Origin of the sequence: Acaryochloris sp. 'Moss Beach' (assembly GCF_021497025.1) — a bacterium.
In the GTDB taxonomy this organism is placed as follows: Bacteria; Cyanobacteriota; Cyanobacteriia; order Thermosynechococcales; family Thermosynechococcaceae; genus Acaryochloris; species Acaryochloris marina_A.
In genome coordinates, this window is the sequence record NZ_CP071717.1 from 1,695,808 (window position 1) to 1,714,476 (window position 18,669).

Here is an 18,669-nt window from a genome sequence, read left to right on the forward strand (position 1 = left end):
CAGTCATGAAATTCAACTGCCGGCCCGTCGGAATAGAGTTTCTGGACAATGCGCCCGTTCAATTTGTGAATCAGGTGGAACTCGCCGCATCACCAGCCCAGGTATTTGCGATCTTTGAGAAAGCAGAGGCATGGCCCCTCTGGTACAAAGAAATTGTCAAGGTGGAATGGCATGGTCCTCAACCCTATGGTGTCGGCACCACTCGCACGGTCAAGCTGACCACAGTAACCGTAGAAGAACATTTCTTTGTCTGGGAGCAGAACGAGCGCTTGGCGTTTTGCTTCACAGCCATGAGCCTTCCCCTCGTCCATGCCTTAGTTGAAGAATATCGACTCACTCCCCTGGGAGAACATCGGAGTCAATTCACTTTTTGACACTCATCCCGCTAACCCTACGGGTATAGCAGGAGATTCTTCTTTCTGCGACGTGACTTGCTGCATTAAACCTGAGTTCAACACAGTAGCGGCCTCATCTCCAGAAGCGTTTTGACTATTGAGTAGCCCGCTTCCCACATGCCCTGCGGTAGCGATTCCTTTTCTCAAGATATTGATGGCTGCATTCTCATCCCTGTCTAACTCACAGCCACATGCACAAACATGAGTTCGAGTAGACAAAGACTTTTTAACGAGTACACCACAATCAGAACATTCTTGAGAGGTGTATGCAGGTTCCACAGCCACGGTGACCTTGCCATACTTTTTTCCCAAAGTACTCCAGCCACTGTCTGAACTGATACCAGCCTGCATCATGGATCGACTGAGCCAGACAGTGGTTCTTCACCATATTGCGAATCCTCAAGTTCTCATAAACAACCAAATCGTTAGATTGGATCACGCAAAGGGCCAGTCTCTTAGCCCTTTCTTTACGCTGTCGTGAGACTTTTAATTCATGTCTTGCTAGACGATTAATGGCTTTACGCCGATTGGATGAACTTTTTTGAGTCCTGCTCAATCGTTTTTGTAACCGATGACGTTTCTTTTGAGAACTGCGATAGAACTTTTCAGGAGGTTCTTTGTAGCCGTTATTGTCGGTGTAGAAGGACTCTAAGCCAACGTCTATGCCAATGGAGTTGCCGGTGGGTTCTAGCTCAATTTTGACATCAACGCTGATGCAGAATTGCACATAGTAGCCATCTGCTCTACGAACTAACCTGACTCGCTTAATTTGACTCTCGTCATAGCTTGCTAAGTCATAAGTCCCGATTAAACGCAGCTCACCAATATTAAAACCGTCAGTGAATTTAATCTTTTTAGGACTCAGAAGCTTCCACCCAGAGGTTTTGTATTCCACTGACCGAGAATGCTTCTTAAACCTTGGAAAGCCAACGGGCTTTATACCCTGTTTGCAATTCTCATAGAAGCGACTGATTGAACTCCAAGCTCTTTCAGCACTTGCCTGCCGAGCCATAGAGTTGAGTTGCTTAGCAAAAGGAAAATCATTAGCAAGAACTCTACACAACTTGTTTAAGTCGTATTTGCCTGTACCTTTGTTATCCATCCAAAAGCGCAAGCACTTATTACGAATGAATTGAGCCGTTCTGATGGCTTCATCAATCGCACTTGTTTGATGCTGACTGGTTCTTGCTTTAAACTCTAGTACAATCATACTATTACACTAGCATGTTCGGCATAACAATATGCTTGGAATGGAGTGCTATACACATCTCCAACTAACATTCGTATAGTTGGAGTCTTCACGCACATTTTCTAGATAAAGTTGGCTTAGAACTCTCATTTTGGCTGCGTTTGGGCGGGCCATTGATTCTCAAGGTCTACGAGAAGATGTTTCGGCAAGCGACAACAAATTTAGCGGAGTATATCCTGAATCAACCCGTTATCCCCTAACATCGGATTGTCTCGCAACCTTGTGGCCAATGCCTTGAACATTTGAGGGAGTATAAACACTCTAGACTCAGATCAAAGCCAAAAAATTGAGATTACCAATACTGCCAAGCTGAATTAGTCAGAATATAAACCCCTAGAGCAAGATTCGTCGTGCTATGGGCAATTATGCAGGCATAAAGACTCTTAGTGGCCTTGAGCAAAAGGGTATACAGAACTGCACAAATAATGGCGACAAGCCACTCGCTATGGAGCAGGCCAAACAAGATAGATGAAATGGCAAACGCCCCCCAGGTAAAGGTACCCACGGGTATTTTCTGAAATTCAGGTACGCTCAAGTATCGCAGGAGAAAAGACCGCCAAAAGATCTCCTCCATAATCGGCACCATCACCACCAAACCATAGAAGCGGAAAGCCAAAAAGACCGGCAAGATCCAGCCTTGCAAGCTGACGAAGGGATTGTAGCCGACTCGCTCGCCTAAATGGGGGTAGGGAATCCACTGATCAAGCAATATCCATTCGGCAAAGACGATGAGACCGACTGCGATCGCAGTTATCGTTACCTTGGCACTCGGTCGTATATCCTGCCAGGGGCGAGCCAAAAGTCCCAGCAGCATAGACACCACAATCACCTTTACCCCATAGAGCCAGGGATAGGCACCAGGCCATACCCCTTCCACAGTGGTAATCAGCATAAAAGTAGCCATCGGGGCTACATAGGCAACCCAAGGCGGCATATCAATACGTAGCTCGCGTAAAATTTATGACTCGAGCATAACCGATGATTTCACATTCGCTGTGTCTTGATTAGTTAAGCTGCGACGCATGGCTTCCACAAATCGACTGACACGAATGGGATCAATAGGCTGATCGATCTGACCACGACGCTTAAGGGAGCTAGACACAATGGCTCCATGGGCAGATTGAATCAAGCTAGGAATGTTTTCCCAATTAGCACCACTGCCAATAAAGACAGGAACGTCTTTGGCGGCATCAATCGCCAATTCTAAATCACCCAAATTGGGTGGACTACCCGTTTCCCAACCGGAGATAATAATGCCATCCGCCAACCCCCGCTCGATGGTTTCATGCACCGTTGTGGTCAGATTGGGAGAGCCCAAAGGACGGGCATGTTTGACGAGGACATCGGCAAAAATCTTGACGTCGCTCCCCAGTTCGCGGCGATACCGGAGTAGACGGTGGGCTTCCCCTTCAATCAACCCTTGATCCGTTTCCATCACCCCTGTCAGCACATTGACTCGGATGAATTGGGCATCCACACAGGATGCGATCGCCATGGCGCTACAGGCATCGTTGCGGAGCACATTAATGCCAATGGGCAAAGGCACTAGATTCTTGACCCGCTGCACCACCAAGCTCATGGCACTGACTACGGCCGGATCAACCGAACCTTTCGTGAACGGAGCATCAAAGAAATTTTCAATAATCAGCCCATCAACCCCGCCTGCAGCAAGGGCAGTGGATTCTTGTTCGGCTCTGGCAATGACTGCCTTAAGGCTTCCGCCCCAACGAGGGGAGGTGGGTAATGGCAGTAAATGAACAACGCCAATAATGGGATTAGGGGATTTAAAAATGTGTTGTAACTCCACGGATAATTGAGTCAAACTCAGTAGGGAGACTATAAAAAAAATATAATAAAAAAGTCTAGAAAATTCTAGCCCAGTCGCCAGAACATTATCGGCAAGGCCAAAAGCTTCTGGAGTGTCTAGCATAACAGCTTCCAGGACTCCTGTATATTGCGGAGCTGCCCTTAGATATGCAAAATTCCGGGGGAGCTTTTCTGCAAACACAACCCGCTATTAACCCTTACTGTAATGCTTTGAGATAAGAGGTCATTAGTTGGTAATTGGTCTGATCTTTTTGAGATTGGTAGAAGGCTGCCGCTTTTTGGATATCGGCAAATGCTCGCTGGGGTTGTGCAAACACTTCAGCTAGGAGCGAGCCACGCAGACGATAGGCATTGCCGTCATTGGGATTTCTACGGATCGCTGCATCTGCTTGGGCGAGAACGGCGCGACTATTAGGAAAGGCGGCTTGCACATTTTCTTGTACAGCATAGCGTTGAGCCAAGTTGGGATTTGTACTTCTTAACATGCTTTTAGCCAGGATAAATTGGGCGAGTTGTTGCTGCTTAAGAGCGATGGCTGAGGCATTCTGAAAGTCTAAGGCAGCACCCTTGGCATCTTGGAGCTGAAGTCGAATGGCCGCACTAGATAAGAAATGAGCAAAGGTGTCGGTGCCGGACTGTAATTTTTTAAGTACTGTCAAGCCTTGTTCAATTTTTTTAGCCCCTAGGATGTTGCCTTGGGATCGCATCAATTTCGCTGTCTGCTGCAGATCTGTCACTGCCCCTGGATAGTCTGCCTGCAAAAACTTGATCGTGCTGCGCAGTCCATAGCCAGATGGATGCTGAGGATTTAATCTCAAACCTTGACTAGCATCCGCCAAAGCCCCATCCAATTCACCAATTCTACTGCGCACCAAACCACGGACCACATAGGCTTGCGCATTGTCCGGGTCGAGACGAATAGCTTGTTCGCTGTCCGCTAGGGAACTGGATGCTTGGGCCAGCCTGGCATGGGCAAATCCCCGTGCAGAATAGGCTGCGGAATAATCAGGCTTGAGCTGGATAGCTTGATCGAGATCTGCGATCGCACCTTTGTAGTCTTCTTGCTGAATTTTGGCTTGGGCTTGCAGATACCAGTCATCGGCAGTGGTTTGGGAAGGGGGCGCTTGAGATAATGGGGCTTCTACGCCAATATTGATGCCTGCTTGGGGAGCCAAAGTTGTAAACGTATTGATGGGAATGCCTAAATTAAATCCGCTCTTAATGTAGATATCAGGATTGAGATTTTGATCCTGAACTTTGGAAGTGGTATCAGCCCGCCCATGAATTCCAATTAACTTACCGTCGGCATCTAAGACAGGACCGCCACTCATACCGGGTAAGGTGTTGTTGGAATAGACCAAAGCATAGCCATCTGTTAAGGGGCGGCTGGCATTGGCGGTAATTTTACCTTCCGTAAAGTTATAGATGGTTTCAGAAATAGCTAGGGTACGCAGTGGGAAACCCGCAACATAGCTGCGAGTTCCTTCGGTGACAGAGCCAGAGCTGCCGATCTCCAGGGCCTGATAGGTGTTGGGACTCTGGAATTGCAGAATCGCCAGGTCAACCCCCGACAACCTTTTGATAGTCTTGGCATTGACTGCGACCGTCTGACCATCCGGTGTAATCACATCGTAACTATCTTCGGTGGCCACTACATGGGCGGCAGTAAGGACGGTATAGGTGTTGTTATCCCGCTGAATAATGACCCCTGACCCCGAGGTCTGACTGACAATCCGAATCGTTGTGCTTTTGGCGAGCTGGTTAATTTCTGGAGCTGTCAGTGCCACTGCGGCAGGAGACACAAGACAAATCAGAGGTAGGCTGGAGCCCAATAGGCTGACGTATCTCAGGGTAGACCAATACATAGGGTTGAGATTAAAGGACTTACTATTTATTTTTGAGATAATTTTTAGCTGGTGTCAATTAAGCTGACATTGTCATTCAGATTATGTTGAGTAGTCAGGATCGATATGGTTCTAACAGACCCACAAGCTAGTAACTTAGTTGCGATCGCACTCGGTAGCAATCTGGGTGATTCTCGGACGATACTCATGGCTGCGATTGATCAACTCAGCCAAGATTCAAAGATTAAATTACAGGCCACATCCCATTGGTATCAAACCGCAGCCGTTGGTCCGCCCCAACCGGATTATCTAAATGGGTGTGTCAGTATATTGACGACCTACTCACCCGAAGTTTTGCTAGAACGGCTTTTGGCGATTGAATCCCAGTTCGGTCGGGTGCGGCGTGAGCGTTGGGGGCCGCGCACTTTAGATTTGGATGTACTGCTATTTGGGCAATCGGTGATTCAGACGCCGACGTTAACGGTGCCCCATCCCTATCTACATGAGCGGGCCTTTGTGTTAGCTCCCTTGGCAGAAATTTGTCCTGGCTGGAATCATCCAGTACTCAAGCAAACTATTGCCGAGCTTGCTAAAGCTGTAGACTATACGGGAGTTCATCGCCTAGCTAATTAGCACCACAGTTGCTAATTAACCTCTGATTCAAACGGTTCCTAACCTCTCATCAGATAAAGCAGACAATTGCCTGTTGCTTCCTTCTTAGATAGTCCCAAAACCTGGCGTTTTGACCCTTGCAAGTCTCAAGTTCGAATTCTGACCTCCGACCTAAATATTCAACCCATGTCTTTATTCCAAGAACCCCCTGAAGTCCTGAAGCCGTTGATGTTTTATGACGGTCGCAAGTATACGTTTGAGGCGAATCGTCTGCGGTTACCGAATGGCAGCGAAGGAGATTGGTCTTGTGTACGGCATCCCGGTGGAGCGATGGCGGTGCCGATTACGAATGACGGCAAGTTTGTGCTGGTGAAGCAGTATCGCTTTGCCTTAAAGGGACGGCTATTGGAATTTCCGGCAGGGACGGTGGAAGTCCATGAGGAGCCGGGGGGTGACGATTCGGCGGGAGATTGAGGAGGAAACGGGGTATCGGGCCCATAAGTGGCAAAAGTTGGGGGAGTTTCCTTTGGCTCCGGGGTATTCAGATGAGATTATCTATGCGTTTTTGGCTCAGGAGTTGGAGCTGTTGGAGAATCCGCCGGAGCAGGATGAGGATGAGGATATTGAAACAGTGTTGATGACTCCTGAGGAGTTTGAACAGGCGATTTTGGCGGGTGAGCCGATTGATGCAAAGTCGATTTGCGGGTTTTATATGGCACGGGCCATACTTCAGTGACGATTAGCCTCTAGTACATCTTGGTCGCTCTGCTAGCCCCTTACATTCTGTCAATCCTAGTTCAAAAGCCGCCTATGTCCAAGCTCTGAAAGCCTTTAAAGAACAACTCGCCAAACTCAATGCTTTTGAGACCTTTCCTGGATTCGCCGCTGCCGTACTCGTGGCCCACTTCACCCAAGTCTTCCAGCTTCGAATTGATGCGGTAGCCCTTGCCTTCATTCTGTTCCGCATCCTAAACACCAGCTTTTACATCATCAATAAACCCAACCTTCGTAGCCTCAGTTAGCAATTGGGCATGTTCGTCAGCCTATTTGTCCTAGTAGCTATCCCCCAACAAGCTTGATACTCACGCAAAACCAACAACATTATTTCTTAATACCCAACTACCTGGCTCAAGCCTTGTTGGTAAAATGCTCGTATTTCCTCCTAAAAATTCTGATACAGCAGCATTAAAACCATCATTTTTAGTCATACTCATTTATGCTCACCCAGAATCGGCAATCGAGTCAGACAAGTCACCCATCACTCTTTATCCCCTACCAACCTAAATATTCACCTCTCGGCTGGATCAAGCGTAACTTCATCATTGCCAGAGCCTTTCTGGGAGCCATAACCATTGTTTTCAAATCGAGGCTGCAAAAACAGTCTCTCCCCTTCGGGGCTTCCGTAGAAATCACCGATCGCTGCAATGCTGGCTGCCATTACTGCTATGTCTATCCCTCCGACTGGAACCAAACCCAACGAGTCCGAGGGTATCTGCAGCTTACCCCTGCCGAACATAAAGCCAAAGACCAAGCCATTTACCAAACCCTAGACCAGCTTTCCCGCCAAGGCATGGTCCTCGCCACCCTCGTGGGTGGAGAACCTACCTTAGCCCCTAGAGTGATTCAATATGCTGGCCGGAAATTTCCGGTGGTTTGGGTCGTGACCAATGGCTCTAGCAAATTCCCCAAAGTGCCGCGTTCTGTGGTCTATAGCGTCAGTATCGATGGTCCCCCTGACCATCATAATCAAACCCGAGATCCCCTAGGTTTTTTCAAAAACCATACCTACCAAGATCTCCACGGCATGGCGGCGGCCATTGTCCGCAATATCAATGAATCCGAGCGCGGTGCATATGCCCACATCACCCTGACCAAATCTAGCCTCGACCTCTTTCCTGAAACCGTAGAATGGCTCGTCACCTCCGTCACCAAACTGAGAGGCATCATGGTCTCCGGTGCAGCCACCCAGTCTCCTGCGGATCCGAATACCCTGACTCTGGCAGATCGGCAAACCATGAAGGGGATGATTGAAGCAGCGGCGGTCCAATACGGTTGGGACTTATTTCCCTTTAACCAGCCTGCCGTCAATTCCTACCTCTTTGATGCGCCCTTCGTGATTCAAAACGCCACCCAATGTACCGTGGCCCGGCGAGTGACCAGCTTGGGCTTTGATGGCCAAAGCGTCGGTAAGTGCATCCTGCGAGATGCCACAGATTGCCAGACCTGCGTGTGCAATTTGACCGGGTTAATGCGCGGGGTCGCTACAGCAGATCGCCCCAGTTTAAAAGGACTCTATCAAGCCTGCTTAGGCTAGAGTGGCCTTGCTCAGATAGCTCTGGTATCGCACCTGCAATTGCTCGACCCTCACCTTGCCAGACCAAAACTCCACCATGGTTTGGCCAAAGGCCCAGGCATCTTCCTTAATCGAGGGAGCCGTTTCTAGCAGCAGCGGCCACAGGGACAAAAAATCAAAGACAGGATGAGCATCAGGTTCAGCAAGCAACGTAAATAACTCATAGCCCATCTGTAGCTTCCCCATGACGACAGGGGCCTGCTCAATGGGCAGTTGAGTTGCCAGGGCTGTTGCTAAGGCTGGGGAACCCGTCGTCATCGTCGATAGAAAGCCTAACACCGGACTCTTAAGCAGAGCCGCAAGTCCCTGGGTCGTGCTCATTTGGGAGGCATACTGATTGATGATTTTGGCAGAAGTGGTGATACGGGTGGTGCGATCGCGCAAAAATCTCGCCATTCGGGCCTGCTTTGCCGGGTCAGATTCATCCACCATCGCTGCCGACAGTTCCGTCCCTCCCCAAGCTGGTCGATCCTGGCTCCTATCCTCTGTCACCATCGGCAAAATTGCCGCCGAGAGTTCCCCCAAAATCTCTTGACGATAGGCAATCGCCTCACGAATCGAGTTCTCCTTGGGTTGGTCACCGGATCGCCAATCGTAGGGTGGAGACCATTCTCGAATCGGTCGTAGCCGATCCACCTGAGTGACGATGCTAATGATGGGCAGATCATCCACTTGGGTTGTGATCTCTTCTAAAAACGCCAGATCCATTTGCAGGGCTGGATCCGTCGCCGGTGTGACCAACAACAGCAAATCCGCCTCAGCCGCTTTCTCGATCACTGCTTGGCGTAGATCATCTCTTCCACTTTGCTCATACCCCGGTGAATCCCAGAGAATGAGAGTTTCATCTAGATCATTCTGGAAAGGGTAAGACTGCAAGGTGTCCGTACTGGGTAACACATCCACGGCTGCTGTCTGTCGGCCAAACAGGGTATTCACCAGGCTACTCTTGCCTGCCCCTGTACGTCCAACCAAGAGCACATTCAAAGGAGCCTGCTCTACGGTCTCGGCAGGCGCGGCTTCCGTAATAATCCCTTGTAGGGTTTGAGTCTCGGCCTCTGGTAGTTTTACCAGGCTCTCCAAGGAGCGCACCGCTTCGCCACTGTAGAGGGCAATCGCTCGTTCCCCGAGGGCCTGCAAAGTGGTCTCTCGCACAATCTGCCCTAAGTTGGCCAGTAACTGTTGATTGGCCTGAGTCCGATAGGTTTGGGTAGAGGTGCGGGTCAAGGCTGCCACCGGATTAAAAATCCACCGGGACCATTGCCACACTTTGACGACCGTGCGGGCAGCCGGCTCTAATTTTCGATAGGTTTCGTAGGTTTCGTAGGCTTGTCCCACGGTCACCTGCCCCAGCACAGGGGAAAGCTTTTGCATCCACTGATCCACATCGTCCACGGTACCCCGCAATAAACCATAGGCATCTGGCACATAGATATTCAGAAAGGGCCGTTTGGTGGTGGGGTAGTAGACATGGGCAATCGCCTCAATCAAGGTTTGGCAGCGGCGAAAGAATTGGGCCCAGTCTTCCCAGGGCAGAACATCTTCCCGAGCAGCGACCAGAATCGTTTGAATTTCGGCTTCGGCCTGTTCCCGGCGGGGCTGGCCTGCAGTGGGAGTCTCTGCAGCATTGTCTTGAATAAAAGCTCTGGCCTCTGCAGCAATCTGATCCGGCAACCGCACCCAGCGAGCCAGTAAATATCGCCAACCGACAAACACCAAAACCACCACAGCCCAAATCCAACTCAGTCCCCACTGATGGATTTGCAGCCCAGCTGCAACACCGAGAAATCCGAGCACGCTAACGACGGGTAAGGCCAAGATGACCCACTGCCAGACCTTGAGACGAATCATAGGGCGGATTTATAGATGGAATGAAAAAGGACCCAAGGGCAATATAGCCCGCAGACGAACTAAACGAACCTGAAAAACCTGAGCAAAGGTTCCCTAGAACTATAGTCGCTCTGCAATCTAGGAGAAGACAACCGCTGGAGCATACAGATAAGGAGTGCCCACCCAGAGGGCAATTAGTCCAGTCACCAGATCACCCATGACCATATAGTAAAGTCCAGTGCCAATGTTGAGGACCAAGCCCAACCAGGTGATTAGAATCGAAATCTGCAACAATAACTGAGCCATCGGGGAGTGACGAGCCGCAAAAAAGCTAGCCCCACGGGAACCTGCTCTCCCACAGTTGGGACAACTCAGCAGGCCAGAGTCTTACCCAGTACTGCACTTAGAACAAGTCTGCACAGATTGGTGATCTCACTGCTGTGTTATTCAGACGTGGAGCATGACCTAATTATTGACTGACGCTACTCAGCGTCTTCAGAATCTTGATCAAAAGAGAGACCATTGCCCAACAGGCTAGTATCCAGTTCCATCCGTTGTTCCATCTTGCGGAGGAAATAACCGGTCATCATCGCGGAGGCAAGCAAGCCAGCTAAATTATCGCGATCGGTAACGACTTGAACGCTGAAGGCTTCGCTAGGCAGGACACCCACTAGCCCTTGCACATTTTGCGAGATGATTTGCTTAATCTCGGGGCTGACGGACTTAGCAACCCGGGCCAGGACTTCTGGCGGTTGATTTTGTAAATATTTGATTAAGAGATTGGCCTGAGCCTCCTCTGAATCACTCATAATAAAGTTGGCGTTTTCGGGGTCAAAGGCCATAAAGCACCCTCAGAATCTGCTTGTGTTCATTGTGTCATCTCTTCCTCTAGTATGCCCAGGTTCTCGATGGAGAGAAGCCCGAACCTTAAGGTAATTTGATCAACACTATCATCCAGAAATCAGAACTTCGTGAATGGGTAAACAAGCGTTCTGCTTCCTTGACGGTAGTATAAACGATTGTTAACTTTTTTGGCGAGATTTCAAGCCTAGACCGCCTAGAGCAAGCGCTTATACATCAAGCATCAAGAAGAATTCGCTAGATTGCTTTTTGGCCTCTAAATGGACTCCCATAATCGAGGCCGAGGCTGACCTTGCAAACGAGTATGGGTGTCTTGGAGCAATTGGGGAATATTTAACTGCTCAGGACAACGAGGCAAGCAGTCTCCACAGTCAGTACAGCGATTGCCCCGTTGTCCAGGGAACCAATGCCCCGCATTTTCAAACATACGATAGCGATAACGGCCAAATTCTTCCATATCGTAGGCTAGAGCCAAATTCCGTAATCGCAGAATTTCTGGAATATTGATATCTTCCGGGCAAGGCAGACAGGCATAGCATTGCTGGCACAGATCGGGCAGCGTCTGGGCCTGGATTTGAAGACGGTCAAGAATCTGCTGTTCTTCGTCCGTGAGAGGGTGAGTCTGATCTGCGATCCCAAGGGGCCAATCCAACTCTTCTGGCTTCGCAGCCCCCACGCTCAGGGTTGTCACCCCAGACTGGCTCAGTAAAAATCGGGCATTGACATGGAGAGGATCCAGGGGCTGGCAAAGGGCTTTTAAGTGTTCCGGTGGCGTATATAGCAATCCTCCTTTATCTGCAGGGGAAATGATAAAAATGCCCATCTCTTTGCACCTCGCCAGCTCAACAGCTGGGGCATTGCGCTGAAAGAAAAAGTTGTAGTGCAGATTCACAAACTCAAATAAATCTGTCTCCAACGCGGCCAGAATTAGCTCTAATGAACCATGGGTGGAAAACCCTACATGGCGAATCCGATTTGCGGCTTTTGCAGCCTGCACCGCCTGCATACATCCGTGGGGATCCTGAACCCATTCCAAATGCTCTGGCGTATTGAGTCCATGAATGGCCAGACAATCAATAGTCTCCAGTCCTAGCCGTTCTAGGGACAAATCAATCGCCTCGGCCATCGCTTGGGCATCAGGTTTAGGCGTGATTTTCGTGGTGAGATAGAGGCGTTTAGCCTCTCCCTGGACTTGCTCTGGCAGATAGCAGCCATCTTCCCTTGCCAGCCCTAAAGCCTGAATCATCTGCCCGAGATAGACTTCACTTTTTCCATACCCTTGGGCCGTTTCGACATGATTAATGCCCAGTTCAAAGGCCCGCTCCAAGGTTGCTTCAGCATTCTGAGCCGACTGTAAGTATCGCATCGTTCCCAGAGAAAACACCGACAGATGCAGATTAGTCTTGCCGAAACGGCGATATTTCATGGTGAGTCGCGAGGATTAGCTAGATTCAGCCGAGGGTTCGCTGCCACCTCGACTCTGAGTAAAGTCTTCGGGACGAATATTATCGATAAATTCGTGAAATTCTTCTTGTTCTTGCAGATCGGCTTCTTTATCAACGGGAATAGAGGCATCTGCAACCACTTCTTCTAGCACCCAAATGGGGCTATCCATGCGTAGTGCTAGTGCGATCGCATCACTCGGACGGGCATCGACTTCTTTTTTAGAATCCCCTTGCTGTAAGGTCAGCACCGCATAAAACGTATTGTCTTGCAGGGAATGAATCACCACCCGCTCTAAATCGATGTCCCACTGATCCATGCAGTTCACCATCAAATCATGAGTCATGGGGCGTGGTGTTTTTTGGCTCTCTAATGCCGTGAGAATAGCCCTAGCTTCTGTTTGACCGATCCAAATGGGTAAAGCCCGACGTTCCGTCGCATCTTTCAAGAGAACGATAGGCAAGCGGGTTGCGGCATCCAAAGCAATACCCGCAACATTCATTTCAATCATGCTTGTAGACCCAATGGAACAATGGCCACGGAGGACACCTTCTCATGTAAACCCATACCATTGAGGATTCTCTACAATTTCTTTAGGGCAATTTATACTCTAAGGATCGGACTGAGAATCTCAGAAGTACGAGGTTTGAGAATTAAGATAGAATTCCCCGCCCTGATCCTAGCCAAGGCAATCAGACTTTGACAATGTAAGAAATACTGATGTTAATGATGGCGTGATACGTAAGTGTTTACAGGACTCATTCAAGGACTCGGTTATCTTCAGCCCCAAGGCCCACAGCAAATTTTAGTGAAGTGTGGGTCCACTCCCTTTTGGGAGGACCTCGCCATCGGCGACAGTGTAGCTGTGGATGGCGTCTGTTTAACCGTCGAAACTTTAGTTGCTCAGGGGTTTGTGGTGTCTGTGTCTCCTGAAACGGTGCAGCGAACCACCCTTTCGCAGCGACTACATACCCACCAAGCCGTCAATTTGGAACCCGCTCTCAGCGTGGGGGATCGATTAGGCGGCCATTTTGTCACGGGTCATATTGATGACGTGGGGGTGTTCCAAGGACTCCAACAAACGGACACATCCTGGGAGTTGAGTTTTACAGTACCGGATGCGATCGCACGTTTTATCATCCATAAAGGCAGCGTAGCCATCAATGGCGTCAGCCTGACGGTTGCCGACTGCAACGAGAGTGGCACTCACTTCAAAGTTGCCGTCATTCCCCATAGCTTTGCCAACACGAACTTGCAAGACTTAAACCCAGGCGATCAGGTCAATATTGAAAACGATGTGTTAGGCAAATATGTCGCTAAACTCCTGCACCTGCCAGGTCCCTCATCCGCCACCACAACCCTGCCTGAAATAACACCTGAATTCCTGGCCACCCACGGATTCGGTAACCTGTAATGGTTCTTGTCCAGCCATCCATACCCTCGAAAATCACTCTGGCTCTGAGCAACATACTGTACATTGCCGCAGAAGAACCCTTTCAAGCGGCAGTTAAACGCGTCTAAGTCATCTCCAAACCTAGATATGGTGCGATCCCGAACTTAAACCTCACACTCCCTCTACAGTTCCCGATTTGCAAGCGCCTTCTTTACTTGTTAACAGCCATCAAGAATGAAGCATCGAAAAATAAAGTTAGTGATGATAGTAGCTTTGTGGCTAGGTTCACTAACCTTGATCGCCATTAGTACCCTGTCTCCATTTACGTTTAATTTCCAGGACCTTAATCTCAAAGACGCCATTCGTTTAGGGATTCGGAATCCCACGAATCCCATCGATATTTTGGCAAATATCATTCTCTTTTTGCCCCTAGGATTCAGTAGCTATGCCCTCACCAACAGACTGCCAAGGCATAAAGCCTTACTTTGTCTGATGAGTATTGGGTTGATCAGCACTTCCACCTCGCTGCTGGTTGAGGTGGCACAACTCTTTCTCCCCGGTCGATATCCAACCCTGTCCGATATTATTTTCAATGGATTAGGGGGTTTTTTAGGGGGCTTATATGCGCTGCAGTTATTAACACCAAAACCCAAAAGATTTTCGATCAGGCTCAACAAAAAGATTTGCATCGTTGCATTTCTTGGGTATTTTATTTCTATCTATTTAGGACTCTCTATATTTGCCAGCCAAATCCAGATCAGTAACTGGCAAACGTCTTATCCCTTAACCATTGGAAATACTGCAACAGGGAAAAATCCATGGCTAGGTAAAGCATCCAATATTCTCATGTTTGATTCAGCATTGCCATCAGATAGCATCAAACCATTACTTGACTTCAAGCTCGATTCCACTAGCTATGAATCGTTAGCCTTTTCCTGTCTATTAGAACCAGATATAGCAGAACAGTATCGTTTGCCTTCAGAGCTAGACTCATGCGAAAACGCTTCCCCTCAACCCAAGCTACATCCTAAGGCAGACAATGATTTTTGGTATTTAGTTGAAAGCAGTAACGTTGACTTCATCAGCCGCATGAAGTCCAATACAGCTTTTACCATTGCCCTCAAAATCAAGTCTAAATTCAATAAGGGCTTTGGCGTAGTTTTGGCGATTGCTGAAGATATAGATCATGCAAATTTTATCTTAGGCATCCAGGCGAATCGACTGACTAGCCGCATTCGATTTCCACTCTCTGGAGTGTCAGGAATGACTCCTGAATTCATAATGCATGACGAAAACCTAAACTTTATAGATCAAAATATCGTCATTGTATATGACGGCATTTCCTTTCACATTTACCAGAACCATCTGAATCAAGATAAACAAGTCTCTCTACTTGCTGGCCTATACTTTATGCAGCCTCTGTCTAAAATCTATCGAGAATGGCGGCTAGCGCTTTTGAGCTTCGACTTATATAAAGGGTTATTTATTGCCTTTACGTTTGCCCCCGCAATCGTCTTATTCGAGCTACAGCAGGCAACGGGGCAAATTAATACGGCTAGGGAAATTTCTCAATATGTAATTGGCATCTCGATATTAGCTGCACTTATTTCTAGGGTATATACAAGCAGCCTCAATATTTGGTTATTTGAATATATTGAAGTGTTAGCCATGCTCTTCTTCTGCTGGTTTGGTACCAAGCTTTACTTCATCACCTTAGAGAAGTATCAGCTTTAGTTGTCTATTGCACCGTTTTCACCTTAAGAGAGGATAGTCAGTAGCCCAACCTATAGATCTATGAAAACCTCAGGTCGTCAAAGCTATTTTTATCAACAAATTTATCAGTTAGTACGCAAAATTCCCTCAGGGAAAGTCGCCACCTATGGCCAAATTGCGGAATTATTAGGCAAGCCCCGTCATGCCCGCCAGATTGGTTATGCCCTGTATCGAGTGGCACCGGATTCAGATATTCCTTGGCAGCGGGTCGTAAATGCTCAGGGTATGATTTCTCATTCTCCCCAACGCCAGGGAAGCGATGACCTGCAACGCATTTTGCTGGAGCAAGAAGGCGTCACCTTCAATAGCCAAGACAAACTGGATCTGCGCTGCTATCGGTGGCAGCCGAACGTACTAGAGTGAGCCTCTGGGGTCCAAGACATCTCGCAGGGTGTCACCTAAGAGGTTAAAGGACAGCACCGTCAAGATAATCAAAACGGCAGGAGGCCACACCAGCCAGGGCTGCAAAATCAAGATAGAGGCATTGGTTGAAAGAGAAAGTAAGTTGCCCCAAGAGGGATCAGGCTGCTCAATCCCCAAGCCAATTAGGCTCAACACTGATTCCGCCACGATAAAACTAGGAATGGCTAGGGTCGCGGAAATAATCACATAGGTAGCCGTTTGGGGGAGGACATGGCGGGTAATGATATACAGCGGCTTTGCTCCCATCACCTTGGCAGCCTGGATAAACTCCTGCTCTTTAATCGACAGCACCTGACCGCGAATCACCCGAGCTAACCCTGCCCAACCCACAAACGAAGTAATTAAAACAATCAGCAAGAAGCGCTCACTACTGGATAATCCTGGCGGCAAAATAGCAGCCAGCGCCACCAGTAAATACAGTCCAGGAATGGTCATCAAGACTTCCGCGAAGCGCATCAAGATGGCATCCACCCATCCCCCCGAAATACCCAGAGATACCCCCCCCCCACTAGCATCCCCAAGGGCAGGGAAATAGCAACGCCCACCAAACCAATGCTGAGACTAATACGCCCCCCAAAGAGGAGGCGGCTCAATTGGTCACGGGCCTGATCATCAGTCCCCAAGACATTGAGGTAGCCAGGGCCAGTAGTGCCAAACAAGTGACGATTAAAGGCAAAACCTGGGAAGACGGTGACCTGATCGATTTTGGGGTCAGACCAGGAGAGTTGAGTGGGCAAGGGCAGCTTCAGTTGCAGAAACTGATAATCCCAGCCTTTGACAAAAAGGCGAAGGGGAGACGGTTGAGTCCGATCGACTTGTAAATCACGGATGCCGGTCTGCCAGGCTTTGGATTCCTTATTGCGCCAGTCAATAGGTTCGAGGGTGGTGGGATAGACATGGGGGCCAATCCATTGGCCATCATCATTGTTCCAATAAATCTGGGTGGGCGGTAATAAGGCTCCATTTACTTGGGGCTGGCAGGCTCCAGTATTAATGGTTTCCGTGTCGCAGGGGGCATAGGGGGCAACAAAGTCCGCTCCGATCACTAACACGTAGAAGGTAATCAGAATGGCGGCTCCAAATCGAGCCAACTTTTTCTGGCGAAGCTGCTGCCACCAACTCATAATTCTCTGCCCTTGGTGCTAAAGACTTCCATATTGTAGGTCCTGAATGGATTAAGCCCTGGTTAGAGACGGCGCTGCCCCCATTTTTTAATTAAGGTGGCAGCAACTTCCACCATATTTGGGTCCAAGGTGTGGATGTAGCTGGCTAAGCCCTCATCTAAAGGTTGTGAACTAAGTTGCGTGAGGATCTCTGCTGAAGTGTTTTGAGTAGATAGAGTCTCTAGTAAGTAGGCTTGAAAATCAGCGAGGTCTTGCTCTTTCATCATTTCCCTCCTGCTTCTGTAACGTGAGAAACGTGATCTGTGATCTGCCGAATATGGGCAAAGTCTTGTCGAAATTGAAGTTGCTCCTGCTCGGAGTTCAGCGTATTTCCCATACGTTCTAGAATAATCGCTTCGGCCTGGGGACACTGTTGAAGGGCCAGTTTTAAGAGTTCAAAGACTGGCTCTGGAACCGCCTGATCATGGGTATCGCGTCGAATCGTTGCCGTGCCATGGTGACTCCAGGATCCACCCGACAGGTGAAGTTCTCGCACTCTTTCGAGGGGATAGAGGCTGAAGATTTCTGTGGCTGAGAGCTGAAAGTTGTGCATCTGGCAGTAGAGATTATGCAAATCCAGCAGGAGAAAGCCATCTACGGGTTCTAAGAGCTGATCTAGGAACTCGCCTTGTTGACGGACATCTTGGAGGCCAAAGGCAAAGGCGAGATTTTCTAAGCCCACGGGCACTTGGGCAATATCTGCGAATTGCTGGATGCGATCGCATCCCAGTTTCAGAGTCTCTGGCAGCAGGGGCATCGGCAACGGCGCACTGCGAGCAAAATCCTGAGTCGCCATCCAGCCAAAGTGTTCTGAGATATGTCGATAGGAATAGTCACGACATTCTGCCTGTAGACAAGCCAACCAGTGGCGTCGATCCAGTTGAGCAGACAGTAGCGAGTAGCTTACCCCATGCCCTAACAGGCAATTGCGCTGGCTAAACTGCCGCAAAACAGAACACAACAGATCGGGCAATACCACGCCACCCCAACCCATATCAAAGCTCCACTCCACCACGTCTACCTCATCCGCATCAAACAGAGGCTGAGCCGCCTGCCAAAAGTCAGGCTGAGGCATCAAGGATAGACCAATCTGAGGCGTCATTAGCCCATGCCACAAGGGGGACAAGGCTCATGGGGAAGCTGGCGTGGATCAAAGGGGGCGTGGGGTTGCATTCCCGGAGTTAGAGTCTCGGGAACAGGTTCAGCTTCAGTGACTAAAGTGGGCTGAGTGCTGGGTGTTTCAGGTTTTGTCTCTGACACCGCTGGTTCGGGTTCAACAGTGGCAGACTGAAACCACCATTGATTGTCAGCAGGGCGAGCCTGGGCAACCAGAGAGACTAAAGAGAGTAAAAATGCCGTCAAACCAGCGGTGACAGAGAACTTTTTCATGGGAGACTGGGCCAAAGTTATTGAGATGACTCCATGCTAAGCAATGAATCAGGCTTGCAGTCCCTGGTTTCAATTTTTGCAACTCATAGGTCTGCCCTCGTGATCAGTCTGGCATCC

General features: G+C 49.0%; 19 protein-coding genes and 3 pseudogenes. 8 read left to right on the forward strand and 14 right to left on the reverse strand.

The window, feature by feature from the left end; genetic code table 11:
- The first annotated feature begins 5 nt into the window (after positions 1–5).
- Complete coding sequence (locus HRE53_RS07825) at positions 6–374, forward strand: SRPBCC family protein (RefSeq protein WP_235109827.1); 369 nt, start codon at positions 6–8, stop codon at positions 372–374.
- A 3-nt stretch (positions 375–377) separates the two neighbouring features.
- On the opposite strand, the pseudogene HRE53_RS07835 reads toward HRE53_RS07825, so the two are convergent.
- From HRE53_RS07835 to HRE53_RS07850, 4 genes and pseudogenes are all read right to left on the reverse strand, one after another.
- Positions 378–1,605, reverse strand: a pseudogene (locus HRE53_RS07835) (RNA-guided endonuclease InsQ/TnpB family protein).
- Between the two features lie 331 nt (positions 1,606–1,936).
- On the reverse strand, positions 1,937–2,578 hold the full coding sequence (locus HRE53_RS07840) for a CAAX prenyl protease-related protein (protein ID WP_235109831.1): 642 nt from the start codon (positions 2,576–2,578) through the stop codon (positions 1,937–1,939).
- 24 nt (positions 2,579–2,602) lie between these two features.
- Complete coding sequence (btpA, locus tag HRE53_RS07845; RefSeq protein WP_212666376.1) at positions 2,603–3,451, reverse strand: photosystem I biogenesis protein BtpA; 849 nt, start codon at positions 3,449–3,451, stop codon at positions 2,603–2,605.
- A 217-nt stretch (positions 3,452–3,668) separates the two neighbouring features.
- The gene (locus tag HRE53_RS07850) at positions 3,669–5,336 is read right to left on the reverse strand and encodes a serine protease (RefSeq protein ID WP_235109833.1); all 1,668 of its coding nucleotides are present in this window, start codon (positions 5,334–5,336) and stop codon (positions 3,669–3,671) included.
- Between the two features lie 105 nt (positions 5,337–5,441).
- Between HRE53_RS07850 and folK the strand changes: the two genes are divergently transcribed.
- The 3 genes and pseudogenes from folK (at position 5,442) to HRE53_RS07865 (ending at position 6,949) form a co-directional block, all read left to right on the forward strand.
- Positions 5,442–5,948 carry a 2-amino-4-hydroxy-6-hydroxymethyldihydropteridine diphosphokinase gene (folK, locus tag HRE53_RS07855; RefSeq protein WP_235109834.1) on the forward strand — a complete coding sequence of 169 codons (507 nt, stop codon included), beginning with the start codon at positions 5,442–5,444 and terminating at the stop codon, positions 5,946–5,948.
- Positions 5,949–6,113: 165 nt separating this feature from the next.
- A pseudogene (locus HRE53_RS07860) lies at positions 6,114–6,663 on the forward strand (NUDIX hydrolase).
- A gap of 160 nt (positions 6,664–6,823) precedes the next feature.
- Positions 6,824–6,949, forward strand: a complete 126-nt coding sequence (locus tag HRE53_RS07865; RefSeq protein WP_235109836.1) for a hypothetical protein — start codon at positions 6,824–6,826, stop codon at positions 6,947–6,949.
- A 60-nt stretch (positions 6,950–7,009) separates the two neighbouring features.
- Here HRE53_RS07865 and HRE53_RS34305 read toward each other — a convergent pair whose 3' ends face one another.
- Positions 7,010–7,135 carry a hypothetical protein gene (locus HRE53_RS34305; protein ID WP_255801297.1) on the reverse strand — a complete coding sequence of 42 codons (126 nt, stop codon included), beginning with the start codon at positions 7,133–7,135 and terminating at the stop codon, positions 7,010–7,012.
- 8 nt (positions 7,136–7,143) lie between these two features.
- On the opposite strand from HRE53_RS34305, the gene HRE53_RS07870 reads away from it, so the two are divergent.
- Positions 7,144–8,241, forward strand: coding sequence for a radical SAM protein (locus tag HRE53_RS07870; RefSeq protein WP_235109839.1), 1,098 nt, complete (start codon positions 7,144–7,146; stop codon positions 8,239–8,241).
- Here the strand turns inward: HRE53_RS07870 and HRE53_RS07875 are convergent.
- From HRE53_RS07875 to HRE53_RS07895, 5 genes are all read right to left on the reverse strand, one after another.
- Positions 8,233–10,128 carry a GTPase family protein gene (locus HRE53_RS07875; protein ID WP_235109841.1) on the reverse strand — a complete coding sequence of 632 codons (1,896 nt, stop codon included), beginning with the start codon at positions 10,126–10,128 and terminating at the stop codon, positions 8,233–8,235. The two genes, HRE53_RS07870 and HRE53_RS07875, sit on opposite strands and share 9 nt — an antisense overlap.
- Positions 10,129–10,245: 117 nt before the next feature.
- Entirely contained in the window at positions 10,246–10,413 is a 168-nt protein-coding gene (locus tag HRE53_RS07880; RefSeq protein ID WP_235109842.1) for a hypothetical protein, read from the reverse strand.
- A gap of 176 nt (positions 10,414–10,589) precedes the next feature.
- Positions 10,590–10,949, reverse strand: coding sequence for a DUF760 domain-containing protein (locus tag HRE53_RS07885; RefSeq protein ID WP_212662947.1), 360 nt, complete (start codon positions 10,947–10,949; stop codon positions 10,590–10,592).
- Positions 10,950–11,224: 275 nt separating this feature from the next.
- Positions 11,225–12,394 carry an aldo/keto reductase gene (locus tag HRE53_RS07890; RefSeq protein ID WP_235109844.1) on the reverse strand — a complete coding sequence of 390 codons (1,170 nt, stop codon included), beginning with the start codon at positions 12,392–12,394 and terminating at the stop codon, positions 11,225–11,227.
- Between the two features lie 15 nt (positions 12,395–12,409).
- Positions 12,410–12,922 (reverse strand): bifunctional nuclease family protein, encoded by a 513-nt coding sequence (locus HRE53_RS07895; protein WP_212662949.1) that lies wholly within the window; start codon positions 12,920–12,922, stop codon positions 12,410–12,412.
- Between the two features lie 234 nt (positions 12,923–13,156).
- Here HRE53_RS07895 and HRE53_RS07900 point away from each other — a divergent pair, with 234 nt between their 5' ends.
- The 3 genes from HRE53_RS07900 (at position 13,157) to HRE53_RS07910 (ending at position 15,940) form a co-directional block, all read left to right on the forward strand.
- Entirely contained in the window at positions 13,157–13,825 is a 669-nt protein-coding gene (locus HRE53_RS07900) for a riboflavin synthase (protein ID WP_235109846.1), read from the forward strand.
- Between the two features lie 252 nt (positions 13,826–14,077).
- Entirely contained in the window at positions 14,078–15,538 is a 1,461-nt protein-coding gene (locus tag HRE53_RS07905; protein ID WP_235109848.1) for a VanZ family protein, read from the forward strand.
- A 60-nt stretch (positions 15,539–15,598) separates the two neighbouring features.
- The gene (locus HRE53_RS07910) at positions 15,599–15,940 is read left to right on the forward strand and encodes an MGMT family protein (protein ID WP_212662952.1); all 342 of its coding nucleotides are present in this window, start codon (positions 15,599–15,601) and stop codon (positions 15,938–15,940) included.
- Here HRE53_RS07910 and HRE53_RS07915 read toward each other — a convergent pair.
- The 4 genes and pseudogenes from HRE53_RS07915 to HRE53_RS07930 form a co-directional block, all read right to left on the reverse strand.
- Positions 15,932–17,124, reverse strand: a pseudogene (locus HRE53_RS07915) (ABC transporter permease). The gene HRE53_RS07910 and the pseudogene HRE53_RS07915 overlap by 9 nt on opposite strands.
- Positions 17,125–17,186: 62 nt before the next feature.
- Complete coding sequence (locus tag HRE53_RS07920; protein WP_235109850.1) at positions 17,187–17,390, reverse strand: hypothetical protein; 204 nt, start codon at positions 17,388–17,390, stop codon at positions 17,187–17,189.
- Positions 17,387–18,265: a DUF692 family multinuclear iron-containing protein gene (locus tag HRE53_RS07925; RefSeq protein ID WP_235109853.1), complete on the reverse strand. Its 879-nt coding sequence runs from the start codon at positions 18,263–18,265 to the stop codon at positions 17,387–17,389. The genes HRE53_RS07920 and HRE53_RS07925 overlap by 4 nt, the downstream gene beginning before the upstream one ends.
- On the reverse strand, positions 18,265–18,552 hold the full coding sequence (locus HRE53_RS07930) for a hypothetical protein (protein WP_235109855.1): 288 nt from the start codon (positions 18,550–18,552) through the stop codon (positions 18,265–18,267). Before HRE53_RS07930 ends, HRE53_RS07925 begins: the two co-directional genes overlap by 1 nt.
- Between the last annotated feature and the right edge of the window lie 117 nt (positions 18,553–18,669).

Coding starts and splice junctions, on each gene's coding strand:
- HRE53_RS07825 (WP_235109827.1), top strand. CDS start 6: ATGAAATTCAACTGCCGGCCCGTCGGAATAGAGTTTCTGGACAATGCG.
- HRE53_RS07840 (WP_235109831.1), bottom strand. CDS start 2,578: ATGCCGCCTTGGGTTGCCTATGTAGCCCCGATGGCTACTTTTATGCTG.
- HRE53_RS07850 (WP_235109833.1), bottom strand. CDS start 5,336: ATGTATTGGTCTACCCTGAGATACGTCAGCCTATTGGGCTCCAGCCTA.
- folK (WP_235109834.1), top strand. CDS start 5,442: ATGGTTCTAACAGACCCACAAGCTAGTAACTTAGTTGCGATCGCACTC.
- HRE53_RS34305 (WP_255801297.1), bottom strand. CDS start 7,135: ATGACTAAAAATGATGGTTTTAATGCTGCTGTATCAGAATTTTTAGGA.
- HRE53_RS07870 (WP_235109839.1), top strand. CDS start 7,144: ATGCTCACCCAGAATCGGCAATCGAGTCAGACAAGTCACCCATCACTC.
- HRE53_RS07875 (WP_235109841.1), bottom strand. CDS start 10,128: ATGATTCGTCTCAAGGTCTGGCAGTGGGTCATCTTGGCCTTACCCGTC.
- HRE53_RS07880 (WP_235109842.1), bottom strand. CDS start 10,413: ATGGCTCAGTTATTGTTGCAGATTTCGATTCTAATCACCTGGTTGGGC.
- HRE53_RS07885 (WP_212662947.1), bottom strand. CDS start 10,949: ATGGCCTTTGACCCCGAAAACGCCAACTTTATTATGAGTGATTCAGAG.
- HRE53_RS07890 (WP_235109844.1), bottom strand. CDS start 12,394: ATGAAATATCGCCGTTTCGGCAAGACTAATCTGCATCTGTCGGTGTTT.
- HRE53_RS07895 (WP_212662949.1), bottom strand. CDS start 12,922: ATGATTGAAATGAATGTTGCGGGTATTGCTTTGGATGCCGCAACCCGC.
- HRE53_RS07910 (WP_212662952.1), top strand. CDS start 15,599: ATGAAAACCTCAGGTCGTCAAAGCTATTTTTATCAACAAATTTATCAG.
- HRE53_RS07920 (WP_235109850.1), bottom strand. CDS start 17,390: ATGATGAAAGAGCAAGACCTCGCTGATTTTCAAGCCTACTTACTAGAG.
- HRE53_RS07925 (WP_235109853.1), bottom strand. CDS start 18,265: ATGACGCCTCAGATTGGTCTATCCTTGATGCCTCAGCCTGACTTTTGG.
- HRE53_RS07930 (WP_235109855.1), bottom strand. CDS start 18,552: ATGAAAAAGTTCTCTGTCACCGCTGGTTTGACGGCATTTTTACTCTCT.